We start from the raw sequence: 21,623 nt of genomic DNA, 5'->3' as shown, positions 1-21,623 counted from the left end.
GCAAGACGATGGAAGGCAGAATGATACGGGGCAGAATGATGGGTGCTTGAAGGCATGTGCGCCTCGTTAAGAATTCCCCCTCCCCGGCAGAAGTCGTGCGGTTTGTAAGTCTTTGTTCGTAACGGGTTTTCTAACACTCTCTCTGTACATTGGTGTCTACGCAAGTCGGGTCGAAATCCAGGACATGGCCCCCTCATCCCCAGCCCTTCTCCCCCACAATGCCGGGAGAGAAGGGAGCCAGTGTAAGTTGTGTAGACACCAATGCCCTCTGGGAGGGTCAAGCATAGCGAGGGGAGGGTCGACGGATCCCCGACCACATCACATCGGCGGGTTCGCGCCGCCGTGGAACGTATCGTCACGTGTGAGAGGGAGCTGCACGCCCCGGCGGCCGGCTGCGGGATTCGAGATCACGGTAGATCGGTTCAACGTCTCGGTACCCGCCGCTAAATTGCAACTCGTGGCCGCCTGCGCTGACAAAAATCTTCACGGACGCCACATTTGGATCTGGTGCGGTATTTTGCCGATTGACTCGTGTCCGATCATGGGCGGATTGATGGAACTTTGGACAATTCTTCGCGACATTGTGGTGCTGTTGGGGGCATCCTTGTTGGTCGGCGGCGTTTTCTCGCGTTTCGGCCAAAGTCCGATCGTCGGCTACTTGTTTGCCGGCATGATTCTGGGCGGGCCCGGCAGCGTCCACGCGGTCGGATCGGAACATGAGATCGAAGCGATTGCGGAGTTGGGCGTCGCGCTGCTGCTGTTCAGCCTGGGGCTGGAGTTTTCGGTCCAGCGGTTGAAAAAGCTGGGCGCCAAGCCGCTGCTCGGTGGTGCGTCACAAGTCGTCTTTACGATCGCCCTGGCGTTTGCCGGCGCCAGTCTGTTCGGGTTGGGCGTCAAGGAATCCGTCGCGTTCGGCGCGATGGTCGCGCTCAGCAGTACGGCGGTGGTGTTGCGAATTTTGGCCGAACGCGGCGAAGTGGAGATGCCCCATGGTCGCAACAGCTTGGGTGTCCTGCTGACTCAAGACATCGCGGTCGTGCCGCTGGCGTTGCTGATGACGATTCTGGGCGGCGAAGGCAGCGCCGGCGAGATGCTATGGAATGTCGGCCGATTGCTGTTGATGGCGGGCGGACTGATCCTCGGCTTGCTGTTGTTGACCAAAATCGCGGTGTTGACGTTGGGCACATTGACGTTGCATCGCAACCGCGAGTTGACGGTGATCTTTGCCGTCGTCACGGGCTTGGGCGCGGCGTGGGCGTCGCACGCGGTCGGGATCTCGCCGGCAATGGGCGCATTCTTGGCGGGAATGCTGTTGGGCAGCTCGGCATTCGCGACCCAGATCCGTGCCGACATCTCGCCCTTGCAAGTCGTCTTGCTGACCTTGTTCTTTGGCGCCGCGGGGATGGTGGCCGACCCGATCTGGATCGTCAAACACGGTCACATCGTGGGGATGGTCGTCGCCGCATTGATCGTCGGAAAGTTGTTGGTGATCTGGGTGATCTTCGCCATGCTGGGACAAACCACTCGGGTTTCGGTTGCGACGGGGTTGTGCCTGGCCCAGGTCGGCGAGTTCGCCTTTGTGCTCGGCAGCATCGGTCGAACCAGCGGCGTGGTCAGCGAGGACACCTACGCGTTGGTCGTCTCGGCGGCCATCGTGTCGTTTTTCCTGAGCGCGTTCCTCGTGCCAGCGGCTCCGCGGCTGGGCAACTGGGTGGCAAGCCTGTCGGGAACACAGACGGAAGCGACGGACGACAGCGACCCGCTTTCGCCGCCACCGGATGTCGCCATCATCGGCTTCGGACCGGCAGGCCAGATCGCCGCCCGTCCGCTGATCGACAAAGGGCTACGCGTGACGATCATCGAACTCAATCAAGTCGGCGTCCGCAAAGCAAAACAGCTGGGTTTTCACGCCGAGATCGGGGACGCCACCCAGAGCGACGTGCTGGAGCACGCGCGGCTGAATGAATGCAAGGCGATCGTGATCACCGTACCACACCACCAGTCGGCGATGACCATATTAAAGCATGTTCGTCGCAACGCCCCCTACGTTCACACGATCGTCCGCTCCCGCTATGAACTCCACACCGACGATTTTGTTTCCGCCGGAGCCCATGTGGTAACCGGCGACGAACAACAAGTCGGTGAAAGCCTGGCGGGCCATCTTGATGAATGGCTGACGACTCGGGAATCGAGCTATGATCCGGCGAGCAGTGGCACACGGTCTGCCTGAGTGCTGATGGACTGCTTGCCGGCGACAATGCGGCCTCACTTCGTTGACTGCAGCTGACGATTAAACTGCACGCGAACACGTCGGCTGCCCGCGGGGATTGCTTCTGCTGCTTCGACCCGTTCGCTCAACCGGGTGGCCAGCCGCCGACGCTGCGATGCATAGGCCGGATCGTCGGCCAGGTTGTGCATTTCCCCGGGGTCCTTGGACACGTCGTACAACTCCACGCCGTCGCTGCCGTCGGTTCCCCAACTGGTGTAGCGAAACTCCGGCGTCCGGATGCTGTATCCTCGATCGAACTGGGTGAATGCGGAATCACGCACGCTTGCAGCAGGATCTTTCAATGCGGGCACCAGGCTGATTCCGGAAACCGACTTCGGAATCGGCAACCCGGCCAGCTGCGACAGCGTCGGGTAAAAGTCGACCATTTCCGCCATCGTCGCGGCGACACCGCCGTCCGAGACGCCCGGACCGGCGATCACCAGCGGCACGTGTGTTGCGTTTTCGAACAGCGTCGTTTTCTGATAGTGACCGTGCTCGCCCATGTGATAACCGTGGTCGGATGTGAACAGCACGATGGTGTTGTCGTCCAGCCCGGTTTGGCGAAGTGCGTCCAGGATGATGCCAACTTGCGCGTCGGCAAACGAGATCGATGCGTAGTAGGCCTGGATGGCTTGTCTGGCCAGATCGGGATCCAAGTCGACCTGTTCTTTCTTTCGTGTCAGCGACTTTGCCGCGGGTTCGGGAATCGTGTCCAGGTACCCCTTCGGCACGCTCGGCACCTTGATCCGATCGATCGGATACAGGTCAAAATACTTCTTTGGTGCGACGTAGGGCGTGTGAGGGCGATAGAGCCCGACGGCCAAGAAGAAGTTTTCGCCGGACTGGGAAAACTGCTTCAATTGCCTGACGGTTTCAGCGGCGGCAATGCCGTCGGTTTGCTCGGCGTCGGTTCCCTCGGCCGCCAACCAGCTGAGTGTTCCGCCGTATTGTCCGGGGCGCAGCGTAATCACCTGGTCTTGATCGATCACGTCGCGACCGCGTGGGTTGAACGTCTGGTTCCACGAATAGGGATCGTCGTGGCCGCCGGTTCCGATGTGCAGCGGCACGTTGTAATGATAGATCTTGCCGATTCGGGAAGCGAAGTAGCCGGCGTCGCGAAAGTGTTGTGACAACGTGGTCACGTTCGGAGCCCGCTCGCGAAGATGGATGGCATTACGTTGGATCAGCGTTTGATCCGGGTACCAGCCCGTCATGAACGAGGCTCGACTGGGGCCGCACAGCGGGTATTGGCAATGTGCGTTTGCAAAGCGAACACCGCGGCCGGCCAACGCGTCGATGTGGGGTGTTTTGACCTGATCGTGTCCGTAACATCCGATGTCACAATTCAAGTCGTCGCAGATCAGGAACAGGACATTGGGACGCTCGGCCGCACGGCAGATCGCGGAAAACGTCGGACCGCAAACCAGCCAAGCGGCCGCGACAATCAAGGGGAAAGCGAATCGTAGTCGAGGCATGGCGGGGTGGACTCAGGGGGTAGGGAAGCTCGATGGGCGGGAAGCAAGGTATCGAATTCGCAAACCAATTATTGCAGAAGTCGTGCTATGATGCGGCCAGCACTCCAAGCGACGAATCCCTCCCTGAGCGAAACCGTGCGGTATCATGCCTCGTTCCCGGACTCCGCCTGGGAACGGAAATCACCCGAGGCTCCGCCTCTGATTGCACGCGGTGGTTGGGGAGGGCTTGAGTGGACACCAATGCCCCGACGGTGCGTGATGATCCCGTTTGCTACTTACAACGACGATGCCGCGCGGTCCCCTTCGTTGCAGGCGTCCCCCAAGTTTCATTCAACGAGGAATATGATCATGTGGAAACCTTCACTCGCGATCCTATGCTTGATCACGTCGCCCGCGTTTGCCGATCCGGTTCCGGAGTTCGCTTGGAAAGCGGTGGAAATCGACCAGATCCAGATCGGCTATGGCATTCAATTGGCTGACGTCGACGGTGACGGAAAAACCGACATCGTGCTGGCCGACAAGAACACGATCCAGTGGTACCAGAACCCGAGTTGGACGAAACATGTGATCGCCCGCGACCTGACACAGCGTGACAACGTCTGCGTGACGGCGCGTGACATCGACGGCGACGGCAAGTGCGAAATCGCGGTCGGCGGCCAATGGAATTATCGCGAAAGCGTCAAAGATGGGGCGGTTTTCTACCTGGATCCGCCGGCGGACCGCACCCAACCATGGCGGGCGATCAAGTTGCACAACGAACCGAGCACGCACCGTATGCATTGGGTCCGTGTGGGCCAGGACGACTATCAATTGGTGGTCAAACCCCTGCGTGGCAAAGGCAGTGTGGACGGCGACGGTCCGGGGTTGAAGGTGCTGGCGTATTCGAAACCCGACGATCCCGACCAGACCTGGGATTACGAGGTCATCTGTGATTTCCTGCACCTTTCACACAATTTTCACCCGGTCAATTGGGACGAGGATGTGGAAGAGGAATTGATCATCGCAGCCAAAGAAGGCGTATGGCATTTCGACCGGCAGCGAGACGGCTGGAAATCCACCCAATTGACCCAGCCCTTTGCCGGTGAGATTCGCGACGGTCGGCTGCCCGGCGGTAAACGCTTCATCGCCACGGTCGAACCCAAACACGGCCAACGCAGCGCCGCGTATCGTCAACCGGACCAAAAAGGCGAACTCTGGACGCCGCTCCCCGTGCTCAGCGACGACCTGAAGGACGGACACGCGGTCGCCGTCGCCGACTTTCTGGGTGTCGGTTCCGATCAGATCATCGTCGGCTGGCGCGCGATGAACGAACCGGGAGTTCCAGGGATCACGATGTTTACACCGATGGACGACGCAGGAACCGAGTGGCGGGAAACGCGGATCTCCCGGGAACGTGTCGCCGTGGAGGATTTAAAAGCCGGTGATTTGAACGGCGACGGCAAAGTCGATCTGGTCGCCGCCGCTCGCCAGACCAAGAACCTGGTGATCTTTTTTAACGATACGGAATGAAGTTGTGACGAATCCGACCTTTCGTGTCTGGCATTTCCATGGACGGCATCCTTCTATGGTGGTCGCGGAGGTTGTACGACGTCCTTTCCAGGTCGTCGCGGAGAGTCCAGCGGACGACGGCCCGGAAGGGCCATCGTACATTGAGAGATCGTACGGTGAAAAACGCCCGACCGCCTGGGTGGGCCGATTACCGTGGAGGGTTTGGAAACTTTCCGGCAAACGGATATGCTTGCTACTAATCCTTCGGCCGACAGAATCGAAACATCGGTCGGAGGAAGCCTCCTCTGAAATCACGTCGGCAATCCGCGGAACGCAAGTGGCCGCTCGATGCCGCGAAATTGGCCTAGCATACGGAAGACCGCAGTGGTGAAGTATCGTATCGGGATTGATGTCGGCGGAACGACGACGACGATCGCAATCGGAAACGACGCACGTGAAGTCGTCCAGGTTTCCGAGCAATTTGAATCGCGGACGGCTGAAGGTCCCCAAAGTACCGCCCAGGCGATCTTGGACCAAATCGAAACGCACTTGGGTGCCCTGGGCGGATCAACCGACCAAATCGTCGATGTGGGTTTGGCGACGCCGGGGCCGGCGACGCTTGACGGTGTGCTGCTGAACACGCCGAATCTGCCGCCGAAGCTGTGGGACAACTTCCCCTTTCGCGCCACACTGGAAGAAAAAATCCGCGACTGGTCTCCACGGGCCTCGGTCCATTATATCGGCGACGGCCAAGCGGCGGCGTACGGCGAGTATTCGATTCGCAGCGGTGCGTTCACGTGGGAACGCGTCGGACCGATGGCGTCCGGCCCCACGCAGCTTTCGTCGCTGTTCATGTTGATCGTCGGCACCGGACTCGGTGGCGGGCAAGTCCAAGACGGCCGCGTGGTGCGTGGAAAAGAGGGGCGTGCCGGACACGCCGGGCACGTGCTGCTTCCGCCATATGCCTTTCGATACGAACATGACCAACAACTACGCGTGGGCAACGCGATGTGCACCGCCGAGTCGGCGATCTCGTTGACCGGACTGACGCACCAATTGGGATATCGGTTGACGTTGCCAGAATGGAGCGACCATCCATTGAACGCGGCGGAAGGTTCCACACGCGACAAAGCCAAGACGCTGCGCGGGCTGGCGGCCAAAGGAGATCCGTTGGCGCTCGAGTTGTTTGATGACCAGGCCCGCGCCCTGGGGATCACGCTGTTGGACCTCAACTACATCGGCGACTTCGACCTGCTGATCATCGGCGGCGGCGTGTGCGACCTGTCCGCCGATGTGAAAGCACGTTACAAGCGGATCGCTGAAGAGGCGTATCACGAACACGCACTCGACGGATTCCGGAATCTCGATTGCCTGGAGTTTTCAAGCTGCGGCGACGAGTCACCCGTGATCGGTGCGCTCGCGTTCGCCTACACGATGGCGCTGTGATGCCGGCTCAGTCGAGTTTGTCTTCCGGGACGATCTTCTTGTTTTCCCAGTAGAACCCGTCGGCGCGCTTCTCCAGGATGCGTGCCGCGCTGTTGGGGGCCAACGGAGCTTCTTCCTTGGGCAGATAACCGCTCAAGCGGTCGATCACCTGGCGATACTGCGCGGACTGCTGAACGGTGGTGTTCCTCTGGGCCAATAGGTTCTTGTGTTCGAACGGGTCAGCGACGGTATCGTACAGTTCCTCCGCACCGTCGGCGTAAACCACGTAGCGCCAGCGGGTGTCGCAAACCGAATGATTACCGGCGTTGTGCGTGCAGATCGCGGGACGCTCGCGCGGTTGGTCGGGATCGACCAGCTGCGGCACCAAACTGAGTCCCTGTTGGCCGTCGGGGATCGGCAATCCGGTCAATTGAGAAAGCGTCGCGTACAAGTCCAGCAGTTCGGCGGGCTGATTGCACTTGGCAGCTGCCGGGACATCAAACTCCGTCAATCCATCGGGCACGGAGATGATCAGCGGAACACGGGTGCTGTGACGCCACAAGCTGTTCTTGCCAGAGATCGCTTTCTCGCCCATGTGATAACCGTGATCGCTCCATAGCACGACGATGGTATTGTCGGCCAAACCCGATGCGTCCAACTGGTCCAAGATGCGTCCGACCTGGCTGTCGACAAAACTGACCGACGCCAGGTACGACCGCGTCAGGTTCTTCAGTTGGTTGTTCTCTCGCAACCAGCTCGTCCTCGGTTCGGGCAGGTACCAGTGGATGTACCAGGACGATTCCGAGGTGTCATCGCGATCGCCTTCCAAGATCGGCGGCATGACCAACGTTTCCTCAGGGTACATGTCGTACCACTTTTGTGTCACGTAACAGGGCACATGGGGCAAGAAGAAACCGGCGGCCAGAAAGAAAGGTTGTTCGGGAGTCTTGGACAGTTCGGCGAGTTGATCGACCGCCCAACTGGCGACCTCCCAATCACCTTTGTCTTCATCCTTGTGTGGAAACGTTCCCCAGTCCATCAACGGGTTGTTGCCACCGGGGGTCGGCCCGATCAACTTTTGCTTGGGCCGGGCACCGACCTTCGACGGCGGCCCCCACACGTCGGCTTCCTGGGCCGGTTTATGGCGACGCCCATTGGCACCGTGATGGATCTTGCCACCGATCAAGCTTTTGTATCCATGGGCGCTAAAGTGCTGTGGCATCGTGACCAGATCGGACAGCGCGTCCACGTTGCGAATCCATGGCTGCAACCCATAGACACCCGTCGTGGTCGGTCGACGCGCGGTCATGATCGCCGTTCGGCTGGGATTGCACAGCGGAGCCTGGCAATGAGCGTTGGTGAACGTGACCCCGCGAGAAGCCAATCGAGCCATCGCGGGCGTTTTGACTTGGGGGTGTCCGCCGAGCGGTTCGACCCAATCGTTCAAGTCGTCGATGGCGATCATCAACACGTTGGGACGCTTGGGGGCCGCGTCTTCGCAGACGGCAGTGACTGATGTGACAACGCTTATGCTGATCAAAGCGATGCAGGTCAGCGGCAAGGACTTAGCGAATTGCGATCGAGAGGAATTCACGGTGGATCGGGAGGGCTAGTTGGGGGGAACAGGCTTACTTGCTGTGGAACGGGGGACGACGAATCGTTCCCGGTGGCTCATATTGTACAAGCTTGGCTGACGCGCCGGTTTCCCGGCGTCTGTTTTCTAAATCACCTGCCCACCCTTTTGACTCACCACAGTAGGGGATGCCCCCGCCTTGGATACACCACTGATCGAAATCGACGACGTGTCTGTCTTTCGAGAACAAACGCAGATTCTGCGGGAGGTCTCGGTTCGGATCCCTCGCAAACGTCACACCGCAGTTCTGGGACCGAACGGGTCGGGCAAGAGTTCGTTGCTGAAACTGTTGACGCGTGACTTTTACCCTTCGGTGGAAAAACGCGGGCACCAGGGCACGGTCCGGATCTTGGGGGAATCCGAGTGGGAGGTCAGCAAGCTTCGTCGCCAAATGGGAATCGTAACACCGGCGTTGGACTATGAATTCAGCTTCGGTCGAACCGGTCGCATGACCGTTTCCGAGGCAGTCGCCAGCGGATTCACGGCCACACGCCTGAAAGAATTCGGCCCCAGCGTGGATCACACCATGGCCGACGCCATCGACCGTGCCATCGAAACGGTCCAAATGTCCGATTTGAGACACCGGACGCTCGACACGCTGTCCACCGGCGAACGACGGCGCGTGATGATCGCGCGGGCGATCGTGCATCAGCCCAAGATCTTTGTGCTCGATGAGCCGACCAACGGACTGGACATGACCGCCCGGGCGATGTTTTTGGAGATCCTGGAATCGATCACGATGCAGGATGCCATGACGATGGTCTTGGTCACTCACCACCTGGACGAGATCCCGCCGGCGATGAATCACGTCGTCCTGCTGGACTGTGGCCGGATCGCATTCGACGGGCCGAAGTCAGAAGGGCTGACGGCGACAAGAATCTCGTCGCTGTTTCGCGCCCACGTCGACGTGGACGCACGAGCCGACGGCTGGTACCGCGCGGAAATGGATAGGGGATAGCTGCGCTGGTGTCCAGGCTTTTGCCGCCTGCGGAAACAGTCTTGTTCCAAGGCTCTGCCTTGGAACGCACTGCCGATGTGGCTCCCGCCACACCGAGGCGCACAACGGGAGGCGGAGCCTCCAGAAATTCCCGTCCCAGGCGGAGCCCGGGAACGTGGCGGCGCAGCGAACCGCTGGCGACGTTACAGCGGCTTGATCTTCAAGTTGCGCCAGCGGACTTCATAGGTTTCGGTCTTCTTGCCGATGCCGTGGACCTGTAACCCGAACATGCCTTTGGGGTGCGTCTTGTAGATTTCTTCGTCGGTCAAATCGGCGATCATCTCACCGTTGATCCAGACCTTGATGTTCGGGCCTTTGGCGACCACGCGATATTGATTCCACTGGCCGTTTTTGAAGTGGTCGTGTTGGTTGACGGAGTTGTCTTTCGATTGGGGTTCGGGCGACAACCATCCACGGCCGGTCGCTTCGCCGTAAATGAAGCCGGCTTGTCCCGGTCCTGATTCGATTTCGACTTGGGGACCATACAGACGGCCGCCGTGGGAGTTTTCGGCATCGACGTTTTTCAGCAGCGATCGGATTTGAACACCGGAATTGAGTCCGTCGTCGACCTTGACTTCGAACATCAATTCGAAATCGCCGAACTGTTTGTCGCTGGTCAAAAACGTGTTGGGGCTGCCGGCGGCGGTTTTGCCGGCGATCACGCCGCCGTCTTCGACCTTGTAGGTCGCGAATCCACTTTTAACGGACCAGCCGTCCAGCGTTTTACCGTCGAATAGAGGAGTCCAGCCGTCATCGGCACCGGAAACACTCATGGACAGGACCGAAAAAGCGAAAACAGTCAGCAACGTTGCGAAAGATCTGCGGAGCATTGGGGGTCTCAAAAAAGGTGGGTAACTGGGGGAGGGACAGATTATAGATCAATGGGCCGCGGCGCGGTCAAAACTTTCGCGTCAATGAGATGCGTTTTCGTGGGACGTCGACCTCCAGCACCTTGACCTTGACAACATCCCCGACCGAAACGATGGCGTTGGGATCGGAAACGAACTGGTCGGAAAGCTGGGAGATGTGAATCAAGCCGTCCTGGTGCACGCCCAAGTCGACGAACGCGCCAAAGTGGGTCACGTTGGTGACCACGCCTTCGAGCACCATGTTGGGTTTGACGTCGCCGATTTCGCTGACGGTGTCATCGAATTTCACCGCCCGAAACTCACTGCGTGGATCCCGCCCGGGTTTGGCAAGTTCCGCCAAGATATCCTGGACCGTGACGACGCCAAAGGTTTGATCGGCAAAGTCTTCGGGGCGGACTTTTTGACAGATTTGTGGATTCCCGATGATCGCCGACACATCGGATTTCAGATGCTTGGCGATCCGCCGGACCAATGAATAACTTTCCGGGTGCACGGCGGATTGGTCCAACGGTTGGTCACCGCCCCGGATCCGCAAGAATCCCGCCGCCTGCTGGAACGCTTTCTTTCCCAATTTGGGAACCGACGTCAGCTCGCTGCGGCTGGCGAATCGGCCGTGGTTGTCGCGGTAATCCACGATCCGTTCGGCCAACTTGGGTCCGATCCCGGCGACGTGCGACAGCAGCGAGACGCTGGCCATGTTCAAATCGACGCCGACCTGATTGACACAGGATTCGACCGTGCGATCCAGGCACTTGCGGAGCTGAGTTTGATTGACGTCGTGCTGGTACTGGCCGACGCCGATCGATTTCGGATCGGTTTTCACCAGCTCCGCTAGCGGGTCTTGCAGCCGTCGGGCGATGCTGATCGCGCCGCGGACGGTGATGTCCAAATCGGGGAACTCCTTGATGGCCACTTCGCTAGCGGAATAAATCGATGCCCCCGATTCGCTGACGGTCGCCTTGGTGATGTTCAACTTGTGATCGCGGATCAAGTCGGAAACGAAAGCGTCGGTTTCGCGTGACGCGGTCCCGTTGCCGATCGCGATCAGTTCGACGTTGTGCTTTCGGATCAACGCCAGCAAGGTGTCGGCGGCGGCCTTGGTGTCGCTTTTGGGCGGGGTGGGATAAACCGTCGCGTGCTGCAGAAACTTTCCCGTCCCGTCGACCACGGCGACCTTGCATCCGGTTCGGAATCCGGGATCAATCCCGATCGTCACCCGCGGTCCGGCCGGCGGTGCCATCAGAAGCTCGTGCAGGTTTTTTCCGAACACTTCGATCGCTTCCGCGTCGGCGCGTTCTTTCAACTGTGCCAGGACGGATGATTCGGTCGCCGGCATCAACAACCGCTCGTAGCAGTCTTCGACACAGCCGTCCAGATCGTGAAAGAATTCGAAGTCTCGATCGGGCAGCAGCTTGCGTTTCAGATCACGCAGCTCACGATCCCCTTCGATCTCCACGCCCAGACGCAGCACGCCCTCGGCCGATCCCCGCAACATCGCCAGCAGCCGGTGTCCGGGAATCCGCTTGACCGATTCTTGCCGATCAAAGTACTGGTCGAACTTCTCCGCACCTTCGGCGTTCTTCTTCCCGCGTTTGACGACCGAAGTGACCTTGCCGAACTTGGTGGCTTGGTCGGCCAGCCAAGTGCGGGTCTGGGGATCTTCCGACCACTGTTCGGCGATGATGTCCAATGCTCCGGCGAGTGCGGACTGGCCGTCGGGGACTTCTTTTTCCGCGTCAACAAACGCGGCCAAGACGTCCTGTTTGGATCGATTGAGTTTTCGCTGGCTGGTGAGCAGATCCGCCAGCGGTTGCAGTCCCCGCTGGCGGGCGATCGTGGCCCGAGTGCGGCGTTTCGGTTTGTAGGGCAGGTAGATGGCTTCCAGCGTGCGCAGGTCGGCACACTGCTGGATTTCCTTCCGCAGCGCGTCGGTCAGCTGCCCTTGTTCGCTGATGGTTTTCAACACCGTTTCTTTGCGAGCGGACAAGGCGGCGGCACGCTCCATTGCGTCTTCGATCGCCCGCAACTGCGTTTCATCGAGCGTTCCGGTCGCTTCTTTTCGGTAGCGTGCGATGAAGGGGATGGTGTTCCCCTCGTCCAACAATTCGACCGCCTTGCGGACCTTGGCCAGCGGCAGCCCCAGATCGTCGGCAATTTGTTTCAACGTTTGTTCGTCCATCGCGGCGCGACCTCGTCCGTGTTCGTGTTTGGCGGTTTTCGAAGCGTTTTTGACCGGCGGAAAGTTATAGCGAATCTTTTCTCGATGGAAGAGTAGCGGGGGGAGAGTGGGATCGCAGCACTCGTCTTCCGTCTCAGCTTCGTTTTCGGCTGGGCTGGACAGTCGCCGTCCTCTCCGAGGTCGGCGTGGAACAAAGCTTCGCTTTCGGGGCGCCGAGTTCGGAGAACACGGCGACTATCCGAACGCATCGACAAATGCGAAAATTTAGTTGCGGTAGACTACTCGTTCTTTACCTCATCAATTGCTAAACCCGAACAAATACAATCATGAAGCTGGTCTCTTGGAACGTGAATGGAATCCGTGCGGCGATGGACAAGGGGTTTCGCCAGTTCGTCGAAGTCCACCAGCCCGACATCCTGTGCTTGCAGGAAACCAAAGCCGAGCCACAACAAGTGGATTTGGCGTGGGCCGACGACCTCGGTTACCACCAGACCTGGAACTGCGCCACCAAAAAGGGCTACAGCGGGACGACGATCTGGAGCAAATCCGCGCCGAAAAAGACCAGCCTTGGAATCGGTGACGAGTCACACGACCAAGAAGGTCGGGTGGTGACGGCGACGTATGAGGATTTTCACGTCGTCAATGTTTACACGCCCAACTCCCAACGAGGACTTGTGCGGTTGGAGTACCGCCAACAGTGGGACGCCGACTTTTTGGCTTACATCAAAAAGCTCAATCGACGTAAACCGGTCATCTTTTGCGGCGATGTGAATTGTGCCCACCAGGAAATCGATCTGGCCAACCCCAAATCCAACCGCAAGAACGCCGGATTCACCGACGAAGAGCGCGCGGGCTTGGACAACATCGCCAAGGCCGGGTTCATCGATTCGTTTCGCCAGTTCGATCAGGGGCCTGGCAACTACACCTGGTGGACGTACCGGATGAACGCCCGCGAGAAGAACGTCGGGTGGCGTCTCGATTATTTTTGGGTGTCGAAACGGTTTTGGAATCGTGTGGCCGGTGCCAAAATCCATAGCGACGTGTTCGGATCGGATCACTGCCCGGTCGAATTGACATTGGTGGAGTAGCGCAGGCGCGCGCGCCCGATCGTCGCAGGGGTGATCCCGGTTAGACTGAACCTCGCTTGGCGCGCTACACGCCGGAATCTGCTGGGGAAACGTAGCTACCTTCGCCAGAAGGTGGGTCTGCTATGCTTTCCACGCGTTGTGCTGACCACGCTCTGGCGAGCGTAGCTACGACGACGAACGAATCCTTTAGCTTCGAGACGATCCAAACCATGAATCGACTGTTTTGTTTCATCATCGCCACCCTTGGCGTGTTTCCCCTGATCTCCGTGGCCGCGGAACCCGTGATGGACGATCAGGTCCGTTGGTGGAAAGGCAATCTACACACCCATTCGCTGTGGAGCGACGGCGACGAGTTTCCGGAAATGATCGCGGATTGGTATCGCCAGCAGGGTTACCAGTTTCTTGCCCTGACCGATCACAACGTGTTGAGCGAAGGCATGCGTTGGATGGGTGTCACCAAGATCGTTGCCCGCAGCGATGACGGTGTGGTCGGTCGCTATCGAGATCGCTTCGGCGACCACTGGGTGGAATCGCGAGCGAACCCGGAGACCGGCGACCAAGAAATCCGCTTGAAGCCGTTGGATGAGTTTCGGCATCTGCTGGAAGAACGAGGCCGATTCATCATGATTCCCGCCGAAGAGATCAGTGATCGTTCGGAAGGGAAACCGGTGCACATCAATGCCACCAATTTGGCCGAGGTGATCGCGCCGGCCGGTGGAGCGACGGTCCGCGAAGCGATGCAAAACAACCTGCGGATCATCCTCGAACACGAAAAGGCTCACGGCCGCGAAGTCTTGCCGCACATCAATCACCCCAATTTCGGCTATGCGATGACCGCCGAAGATCTGGCCGCGGTGGCCTCGGAACGGTTCTTTGAAGTCTACAACGGCCACCCGGGCGTCAATCATCTCGGCGACAAGGATCACCCCGGCATCGAACAGATGTGGGACCAAATCAACGCGATCCGCTGTGGCGCCGCCGGCATCGCGCCGATCATGGGACTGGCCACCGATGACTCACACGAATATCACGGCAAACCGGGGTCACGCCCGGGACGCGGCTGGGTGATGGTTCGCAGCCGTTTCTTGACGCCCGAACACCTGATCCAAGCGATGAAACGTGGCGACTTTTATGCATCCAGCGGCGTGTCGCTCGCCGACGTCAGCTTCGATGAATCGACGCGAACACTGTCCGTCGACATTCAGGCGGAGATCGGCGCGGCCTATCGCACCGATTTCATCGCCACACTGAGGGATGAATCCGCCGAAGGCAACGCGGCGGACCTGCACAAGATCGGCGTCGTGGTCGATTCGCAAGAGGGGACAACTGCGAAATACCAGATGACCGGCAACGAATTGTATGTGCGTGCGGTGGTCACCAGCGACCGGCCGCACGTCGATCCGTCGTTCCCCGATCAGTTGCAACAAGCGTGGACTCAGCCGGTCGGCTGGAAGCAGTGATCAGCGTTTCTTCTTTTTCGGCGGACGCTTCCGTTTACTCGGCGGCGTCGTCGGGGGCTCGGGCGTTTTCTGGTTGACCTGCTCGAGAAGTTTCTCGGTCAGTGTTTTCTTCCCATCGCCATTCCTCTTAGTGGCGACGGCATCGATCACATCGCCGTCGCCGTCCAGGTCGAAATGCTTGCCCTTGGGCAACGTTTTCTTGACCAGCAGACGCTCGCCGATGCCCCACAGGCTGCTGGCGATGAAGTAGATGCAAAGACCGGCGGGAACGCGGAAGAAGAACAGGCCCATGAACAAGGTCATGATCGTCATGACCTTTTGGGTCATCGCGGTCTGTTCGTCCGTGGCCGGCGGCATGAACAGCTTTTGTTGGGTGATGAACAACACGACGACGAAGATCGGCAGGATGTTCAAGTAAGGCCCCAACCATCCGGTGCCACGCCCGGCGATGAAGTCCGGCATCCAGTCGCCCCAGTACATGAATTGATCCGGGGCGGCCAAGTTGGATGCCCAGCCGTTGGGCGACCAGAGCGGTTTTTGCCGCAGGTCGATATCGACCGACAGGGCGCGGTACAGGCCCATGAAAATCGGCAACTGCAAAAACATCGGCAAACAACCGGCCAGCGGGTTGAACCCGACGCGTTTTTGAAGCGCCTGTTGGGCCTTCAAGCGGCCTTCCATGTCGTCCTTGTACTTCTCGGCGATCTTCTTCATTTCCGGCGCCAACTCTTGCATCCGCTGGGCGTTGACCGCGGCGTTTCGGCTAAGCGGGAACATGCAACCGCGGACGATCACGGTCAACAAGACGATCGCGACGGCATAGTTACCGACGATGCTTTGCAGGATATGCAACAGCCCGGAAAGCAGGCTGGAAAAGAACGAGAACCAGCCGTAATAGACGAAGTCGCCGATCCCGTGTTGATCCAACAAGTCAGGCTCTTTCGGTCCGGCAAACATTTGGACCGATTGGCCGAACCCTTTGCCCGGCGGCACCTCGATGGTCTTTCCATTCAGGAAGAACGAAACGTTGACCGCCCTCTCTTTGTGTTTTTCGATGTCCGAGGCGTCCGCGACGATCGTTGCGCTGGCGCGGTCGTAGGAGCCCACCGAGGATTTTTCTGGCGGCGGCATGAACGCGACGGCAAAGTACTGGGCGTCGACGCCGATGTATTTCAAATCACTCGCCGCTTCGCTGCTGTCGGAGGCGAAGATGGGATAGTTGGGGTCCTCGGGCGTCTTGCGAGCTTCTTTCAGCAGCGTCATCCCGCTGATCAATCCATGCCCATCGGCCGTCGTTCGGTAGACCGCGTCACGGGCGGCTGCTCCGCTGAAGTTGGGGCTGATCTTGTTGCTGTACCACCAGCCTTCGGGTGTGATCCCGTTGGGGCCTTCCAGACGCAGTGCCAGGTTTTGCGGATTTTCGCCCAGGTTGACGACTTCGACGTCCATGTCGACGACGTAGCTGCGGGGCCGAATCGTAAACGTCCGCGTCATCCGCACCGGTTCTCCGCCGATGCTTTCCAAAGCCTGGGAACCGATCGTGGTTTCAAAACGGATCGTCTCGCTGCCGTCATCGCCGGTCTGTTGGCTGGCGGTCCACATCAGCGATTCGGGGTCGGCCATCGATTGCAACGATCGCTCTCCGATCGGGATCGATTTGCGGCCGACTTGGGCCAGGGTGACAAGACAGGACAGACGCGACAGGTTGCCTTTGATTTCATCGTCGCCGCCGTAGGTTGCCAACCGAATCAGATCCAGCGGGTGCTCGGAGAGTTTGGCTTCGAACAATAACGTCTTGGTCGAATCGCCGCCGCGGACGACTTCCACGGTGACCGCGTTGCCCGGTTTGGAGGTGGCAAGCGATTCTTGAATGTCGCTGACCGACGCGATCGGGGTTTCGCCGATCGCCACGATCACGTCACCGACCTGAATGCCTTTTTCCCCGCTGGCGGCCACGGCAAGCGCGGCGGGAGTTCCCGGTCCGACGACATTGACCGTGACGCCGTCGATCTTTGCGTTGGGTTGGCCGGCAAAGTAGCCCAGATAGCCGCTTCGTGTGTCGACGCGGCGATAGGCAAAGCGGCCGTTTTCGTCGCGGGTGGTGATTTCGATCCGCTCGATGCCCGCGCCGCGATTGCGAAACGTGATCAGCAGGTTGTGCTTATCCGCCGGATCCATCGATCCGATCGTGAACCACTCGGTTTCCCCTTTCGTCGATGCGATTCCCGCTGTTTCCGGGGTCTCTGATTCCGCGTCCTCGTCGCCTGATCCCAGGACTTCGTCGCTGGTCGGCGCGGTCGATTCGGCCTGGGCGACGTCCCCACCGTCCTGCGCGGCAACTTCGGCGGCTTGATCGGCCGGCGGAGCTTGTTCGGGCTGCGGCGGTGCGACGACGGCACGGAGGGACAGGTAAAAGAACAGGAATGCCGCCGATGCGACGACAAACGTGTAGGTGCGGCGATCCACGATCGATCCGGTTTGGTTGGATGTAGGGGAAAGTCCACCGGCGGTGATTCGACGTGGGTTGGCACGCCTGGGTATCGAACGGGAACGCCTGGGAGTGGTTTGCGGTGGGGGTAAAGGGCTGAAAAATGAGCGTTCCGGGCGCGTATTCTGGCCCCCAGGGAGGATCTTGGGAAGGCGAAGAGGGGAAGAAGCCGCTCAGCGGCCGATTTTTTCCAATCGGACGTCGTCGAAGTCCGCCCGGCCGGTCGCTCCGAACAGGCCGACACGCAAAATCGCCTCTCGGGTCTTGATCGGCACCCGGATCAACCGACTGTGCTGGCGCCAATCTCGGCTGCCGCGAAACGGCCCCAAATAAAACGTCCCCAGGTCACTGCGCAGTTCGTCGTACAGCGAGATCGCGATCATCGGCATCGCATCGCTGCCCGGCCCCTTCTGAATGTCTTCGGTACGAACCGTCCCGCTCAAGCGAATCTGGGACACTTCGCGGCCGTCGATCGCAATCCCTTGCAGCAGGTGGGAGTTGCGGCCAGGGGTTTCGTTACGAAAGCTGGCGTAGCGATTGCCCTGGGGAGCCCTGTCGCCGGCGGAGGATTCCACTTGCGTGACCTGGCGTCCGTAGTACCAACCGGGGACGAATTCCAGCAAAGAGGCTTCATCGCCCGAGGGCGCCGCTTCGAAGTCTCCGTTGACGGCCTCCGGATTGGCCGGATCCGGTAGTGTGGTTCGACTTTCTTCCGCTTCGCCGGTCATCGGCACAAACAGCGTCGGACGCAAGGCTTCGCGAATCAATTTGCCATCGGTCTTGATCAGCCGGTACAAGGTTTGTTGATAACGCTCGCCGACCGGGATGATCATCACCCCGCCTTCGCGCAATTGTTCGATCAGCGGCGTGGGCACGGATTCGGGGCTGCAGGTGACGATGATCTTGTCAAACGGTGCCGCATCGGGCCAACCCAGAAAGCCGTCGCCGATCTTGGTGGAAACATTGCCATAATCGAGCCGGGCCAGCGTTTCAGCGGCGCGTTCACCGAGCTCCCGCACGATCTCGATCGTGTAGACGTGCTCCACCAGGGGGCTCAAGACGGCCGCCTGGTATCCGCTACCGGTACCGATCTCCAGCACCTTGTCGGTCGATTGCGGCTGCAGGGCTTCGGTCATCGAGGCGACGATGAACGGGCTGCTGATCGTTTGCGAGTGACCGATCGGCAACGCCATGTCGTAGTACGCCCGCGGCCACTGGCTCTTGGGCACGAATTCATGGCGGGGCGTCCGACGGATCGCATCCAACACCCGCGTGTCGGTCACGCCGGCGGTCGCCACGCGTTGGTCGACCAGCCGATCGCGAGCGGCCTGGAAACGATCGGCCGAGGTCGCCGTCGCGGCCCCGATCAGTAGAATCACGATGGCAAGCGGTCGTCTCATGGCAGCACTGGGTTTTGAAGGGTTGGAGTGGACAGGCTTCTCATATTCCGCTTCGCGTTGAGGTGCGGGTCAACGGTAGTGGACGACGCGAGGAGTCCTCGCAAGATCGCAATCCGAATGGACTCGTCGCCTCGTCCACTACCCGAAAACCAAGCGGCGGTGCCGTACCAAAAGCCTCTTCCACGTCGGTCACGTTCGTTTGACCGCACGGGTGGCCATGAAGGTCGCGATGTGGTCGGACAACTTATCGTCGCCTCCCCAGACGTCTTCCATTATATCCGCCAGCATGAACCCGGCGTCGAGTTGTCCGCCGATCAAATCGGCGAGCGAGTGACCAAAATCGATCGGCCGTTCCGGTCCGATCGTTTGTTCGCGTTCCTCGGGCGGAAGATCCAGATCGCTGTAGGGGATCTTGAACCGCACCTTCAACTTGCCACGGTCTCGTTTGACGGCATCGAACAGAAAATTCACCGGCTGGATCATCCCGCTGATCAATGCCCCGCCCGGCTTGAGCACGCGCGCCGCTTCCCGCCAAACCGGGCGGACATCGCTGACGAAGTTGACCGAACAGGGATTAATCACGATATCAAACTGTTCGCCGGCGATCGAATTCATATCGGCCATGTCGGCTTGGACCGTCTGGATCGTCAGCCGGTGTTCTTGGGCCAGCTTCTCATCGATCGCCAACTGACCGGCGCTGAAATCGACCACGGTCACGCGTGCACCGGCCGCGGCCAACAGCGGACCTTGATGCCCACCCCCCGCTGCCAACGCCAGGATCGCCTTGTCGCGGACGTCTCCGATCCAACGTTCCGGCACCGGCTTGGTCGCGGTCAGACGAATCGAGAAATCACCGCGCCGAGCCGCCTCGATCTCGGTCGTCCCTGCCGGTGTGAACCACTTTCGCCGGCTGGTCGCGATATTGTCCCAGGCTCGTCGATTGAATTGCGTCGCGTCCAAGAAAATCCTCCCGCTGTGATCTGATTTCGAACTTCGGTTCTGCGATTGATCGTTGAATCGAATAGAATAAACGGTCCCCCGGCGGCGGCCCCCAACGCTGCGGCCTTCCCTCCTTCCAAACGCGTCCTCGCAATCGTCATGTTAAATCTGACCGCTCGCGGAACGTCCCACACCTGCAACGGCACCACCCGTAGAGACTTCTTGCAAATCGGAACCTTGGGAGCGTTGGGGCTGGGTCTGCCCCAATACCTGGCCGCCGCCGAACGTGGCGTCGTCGATCCCCACAAGGACAATCGATCCTGCATCATGATCTTTAATCTGGGGGCGCCAAGCCAGTTGGACACGTTCGACATGAAGCCCGAGGCCCCCGCAGAGGTCCGCGGTCCCTTCCAAGCGATTTCCACCAAGGGCGATTTCCAGCTTTCCGAAATCCTGCCGCGACACGCCGAAATCGCCGACAAGTTTTCGATCATCCGTTCCTGCTATCACACCGCCGCGGCCGTGCACGATGCCGGGTGGCAGATGCTTCAAACGGGCCGCCAATTCACGGGCGGAGTGAATTACCCGCATGCCGGAGCAGTGTTGCAGTACATGCGAGGACGCCGCAGTGATTTGCCCGCCCATGTGGTGCTGCCCGAAACAATGGGCCGCGGCGGTGGCAACCTGCCCAACGGTCAAGCCGGCGGCTTTCTGGGCAAGACCTATGATCCCTTCGCGTTGATGGCTGACCCGAGCAAACCGAATTTCAAAGTCCCCGATCTGTTGCCGCCGCCGACCTTGGGCGATGTGCGGATCGATCGTCGCCGACGTATGCGGGCCGCGATCGAAGGCCGCATGAAGGAACTCGAAGCGACCGAGTCGGCCAAGATGCTGGACAAGAATTTCGAAGCCGCCTACCGGTTGATGAACAGCACGCAGGCGCGCGAAGCGTTCGATTTGACGAAAGAGCCGACGAAGGTGCGCGAGCGCTACGGCATGAACCGATTCGGACAATGTTGCCTGTTGTCGCGACGGTTGATCGAAGCCGGCGTGCGATTCGTCACCATCAACACGTTCCTGACCGTGTTCAACGAAGTCACCTGGGACATCCACGGCAGCAAACCCTTCACGACCATCGAAGGCATGAAGAACATCGTCGCACCGATGTACGACCAAGGGTATTCGGCACTGCTGACCGACTTGGCCGACCGCGGAATGCTCGATGACACGCTGGTGTGTGGTTTGGCCGAATTCGGACGTACGCCGAAGGTCAATCCTGCCGGCGGCAGGGATCATTGGCCGCAGTGTTTTTCGACCACGTTCGCCGGCGGCGGCGTGCAAGGCGGACGGGCGATCGGAGCGAGCGATCCGATCGGTGCCGTGCCCGCCGACCGACCGACACAACCGGGCGAACTGATCGCCACGGTCTTCCATTCATTGGGACTAGACCTGGAAGCCGAGATCCCGGGCCCCGGCGGCCGCCCGTTCCCACTGGTCGATTTCGGAATGCGCGAAGTCAAAGAGTTGTTCGTGTAAACGTCCCGCCCTACAGGAATGTCGGGCGCAGCGAGCGGCATGCGGATCAACTTAAAAAAAATACTTCTTAGCGGGGAGGTTTTATCCTTGAGGTGCTGCGTTCACGATGGAGGTCAGGGAGAATCAAAAAAAGCCCACCGATGGCAGCGCGAACCCACGGATGTCATGCGGTCGGTGATCCGTGGGTTCGCGCTGCCATCCGTGGGCATTAACCGTCCTTGTTTGGGACGGCCAGGGGAAGTGGTAAAGCCCTTTAACAATCAACGACTCAAAACCCTTGCGACCTCCTCCAGCGAGGATTTCGTCACGGCTTGGATGAAGCCGCCGTTTAACTTGTTGCATATTCTCGCATTCCTTTTCCTACCTCCCCAACGCGT

The 21,623-nt window shown here is 59.7% G+C and carries 14 protein-coding genes; 7 read left to right on the top strand and 7 right to left on the bottom strand.

Translation table 11 applies throughout. The features are described 5' to 3' along the window. Positions 1–553 precede the first annotated feature (553 nt). On the top strand, positions 554–2,230 hold the full coding sequence (locus Mal15_RS11840; RefSeq protein WP_147867949.1) for a cation:proton antiporter: 1,677 nt from the start codon (positions 554–556) through the stop codon (positions 2,228–2,230). 35 nt (positions 2,231–2,265) lie between these two features. Here Mal15_RS11840 and Mal15_RS11835 read toward each other — a convergent pair whose 3' ends face one another. Beyond that, positions 2,266–3,744, bottom strand: a complete 1,479-nt coding sequence (locus Mal15_RS11835; protein WP_147867948.1) for a sulfatase — start codon at positions 3,742–3,744, stop codon at positions 2,266–2,268. A gap of 348 nt (positions 3,745–4,092) precedes the next feature. Between Mal15_RS11835 and Mal15_RS11830 the strand changes: the two genes are divergently transcribed. Then, positions 4,093–5,253 (top strand): FG-GAP repeat domain-containing protein, encoded by a 1,161-nt coding sequence (locus Mal15_RS11830; protein WP_167546749.1) that lies wholly within the window; start codon positions 4,093–4,095, stop codon positions 5,251–5,253. A gap of 366 nt (positions 5,254–5,619) precedes the next feature. Beyond that, positions 5,620–6,678 (top strand): ROK family protein, encoded by a 1,059-nt coding sequence (locus Mal15_RS11825; RefSeq protein ID WP_167546748.1) that lies wholly within the window; start codon positions 5,620–5,622, stop codon positions 6,676–6,678. 7 nt (positions 6,679–6,685) lie between these two features. Here Mal15_RS11825 and Mal15_RS11820 read toward each other — a convergent pair whose 3' ends face one another. Beyond that, positions 6,686–8,251: a sulfatase gene (locus Mal15_RS11820; protein WP_199773851.1), complete on the bottom strand. Its 1,566-nt coding sequence runs from the start codon at positions 8,249–8,251 to the stop codon at positions 6,686–6,688. A gap of 178 nt (positions 8,252–8,429) precedes the next feature. Between Mal15_RS11820 and Mal15_RS11815 the strand changes: the two genes are divergently transcribed. Beyond that, positions 8,430–9,248 carry an ABC transporter ATP-binding protein gene (locus Mal15_RS11815; RefSeq protein WP_147867945.1) on the top strand — a complete coding sequence of 273 codons (819 nt, stop codon included), beginning with the start codon at positions 8,430–8,432 and terminating at the stop codon, positions 9,246–9,248. Between the two features lie 182 nt (positions 9,249–9,430). Here the strand turns inward: Mal15_RS11815 and Mal15_RS11810 are convergent, their stop codons facing one another. Then, complete coding sequence (locus tag Mal15_RS11810) at positions 9,431–10,117, bottom strand: 3-keto-disaccharide hydrolase (RefSeq protein WP_147867944.1); 687 nt, start codon at positions 10,115–10,117, stop codon at positions 9,431–9,433. A gap of 67 nt (positions 10,118–10,184) precedes the next feature. After that, entirely contained in the window at positions 10,185–12,335 is a 2,151-nt protein-coding gene (locus Mal15_RS11805; protein WP_233903414.1) for a Tex family protein, read from the bottom strand. Between the two features lie 326 nt (positions 12,336–12,661). Here Mal15_RS11805 and Mal15_RS11800 point away from each other — a divergent pair, with 326 nt between their 5' ends. After that, the gene (locus Mal15_RS11800) at positions 12,662–13,423 is read left to right on the top strand and encodes an exodeoxyribonuclease III (protein WP_147867943.1); all 762 of its coding nucleotides are present in this window, start codon (positions 12,662–12,664) and stop codon (positions 13,421–13,423) included. 209 nt (positions 13,424–13,632) lie between these two features. Further along, on the top strand, positions 13,633–14,883 hold the full coding sequence (locus Mal15_RS11795) for a CehA/McbA family metallohydrolase domain-containing protein (protein WP_233903413.1): 1,251 nt from the start codon (positions 13,633–13,635) through the stop codon (positions 14,881–14,883). Here the strand turns inward: Mal15_RS11795 and Mal15_RS11790 are convergent, their stop codons facing one another. From Mal15_RS11790 to Mal15_RS11780, 3 genes are all read right to left on the bottom strand, one after another. Beyond that, positions 14,884–17,349 (bottom strand): YidC/Oxa1 family insertase periplasmic-domain containing protein, encoded by a 2,466-nt coding sequence (locus Mal15_RS11790; protein ID WP_147867942.1) that lies wholly within the window; start codon positions 17,347–17,349, stop codon positions 14,884–14,886. Positions 17,350–17,544: 195 nt separating this feature from the next. Then, entirely contained in the window at positions 17,545–18,771 is a 1,227-nt protein-coding gene (locus Mal15_RS11785) for a protein-L-isoaspartate(D-aspartate) O-methyltransferase (RefSeq protein WP_147867941.1), read from the bottom strand. A gap of 189 nt (positions 18,772–18,960) precedes the next feature. Further along, complete coding sequence (locus Mal15_RS11780; protein WP_167546747.1) at positions 18,961–19,731, bottom strand: class I SAM-dependent methyltransferase; 771 nt, start codon at positions 19,729–19,731, stop codon at positions 18,961–18,963. Positions 19,732–19,869: 138 nt separating this feature from the next. Here Mal15_RS11780 and Mal15_RS11775 point away from each other — a divergent pair, with 138 nt between their 5' ends. After that, positions 19,870–21,246: a DUF1501 domain-containing protein gene (locus Mal15_RS11775; protein WP_147867939.1), complete on the top strand. Its 1,377-nt coding sequence runs from the start codon at positions 19,870–19,872 to the stop codon at positions 21,244–21,246. Positions 21,247–21,623: the final 377 nt, after the last annotated feature.

Source organism: Stieleria maiorica, from assembly GCF_008035925.1.
Taxonomy (GTDB): domain Bacteria; phylum Planctomycetota; class Planctomycetia; order Pirellulales; family Pirellulaceae; genus Stieleria; species Stieleria maiorica.
This window is presented reverse-complemented; position numbering and strand designations above follow the sequence as displayed.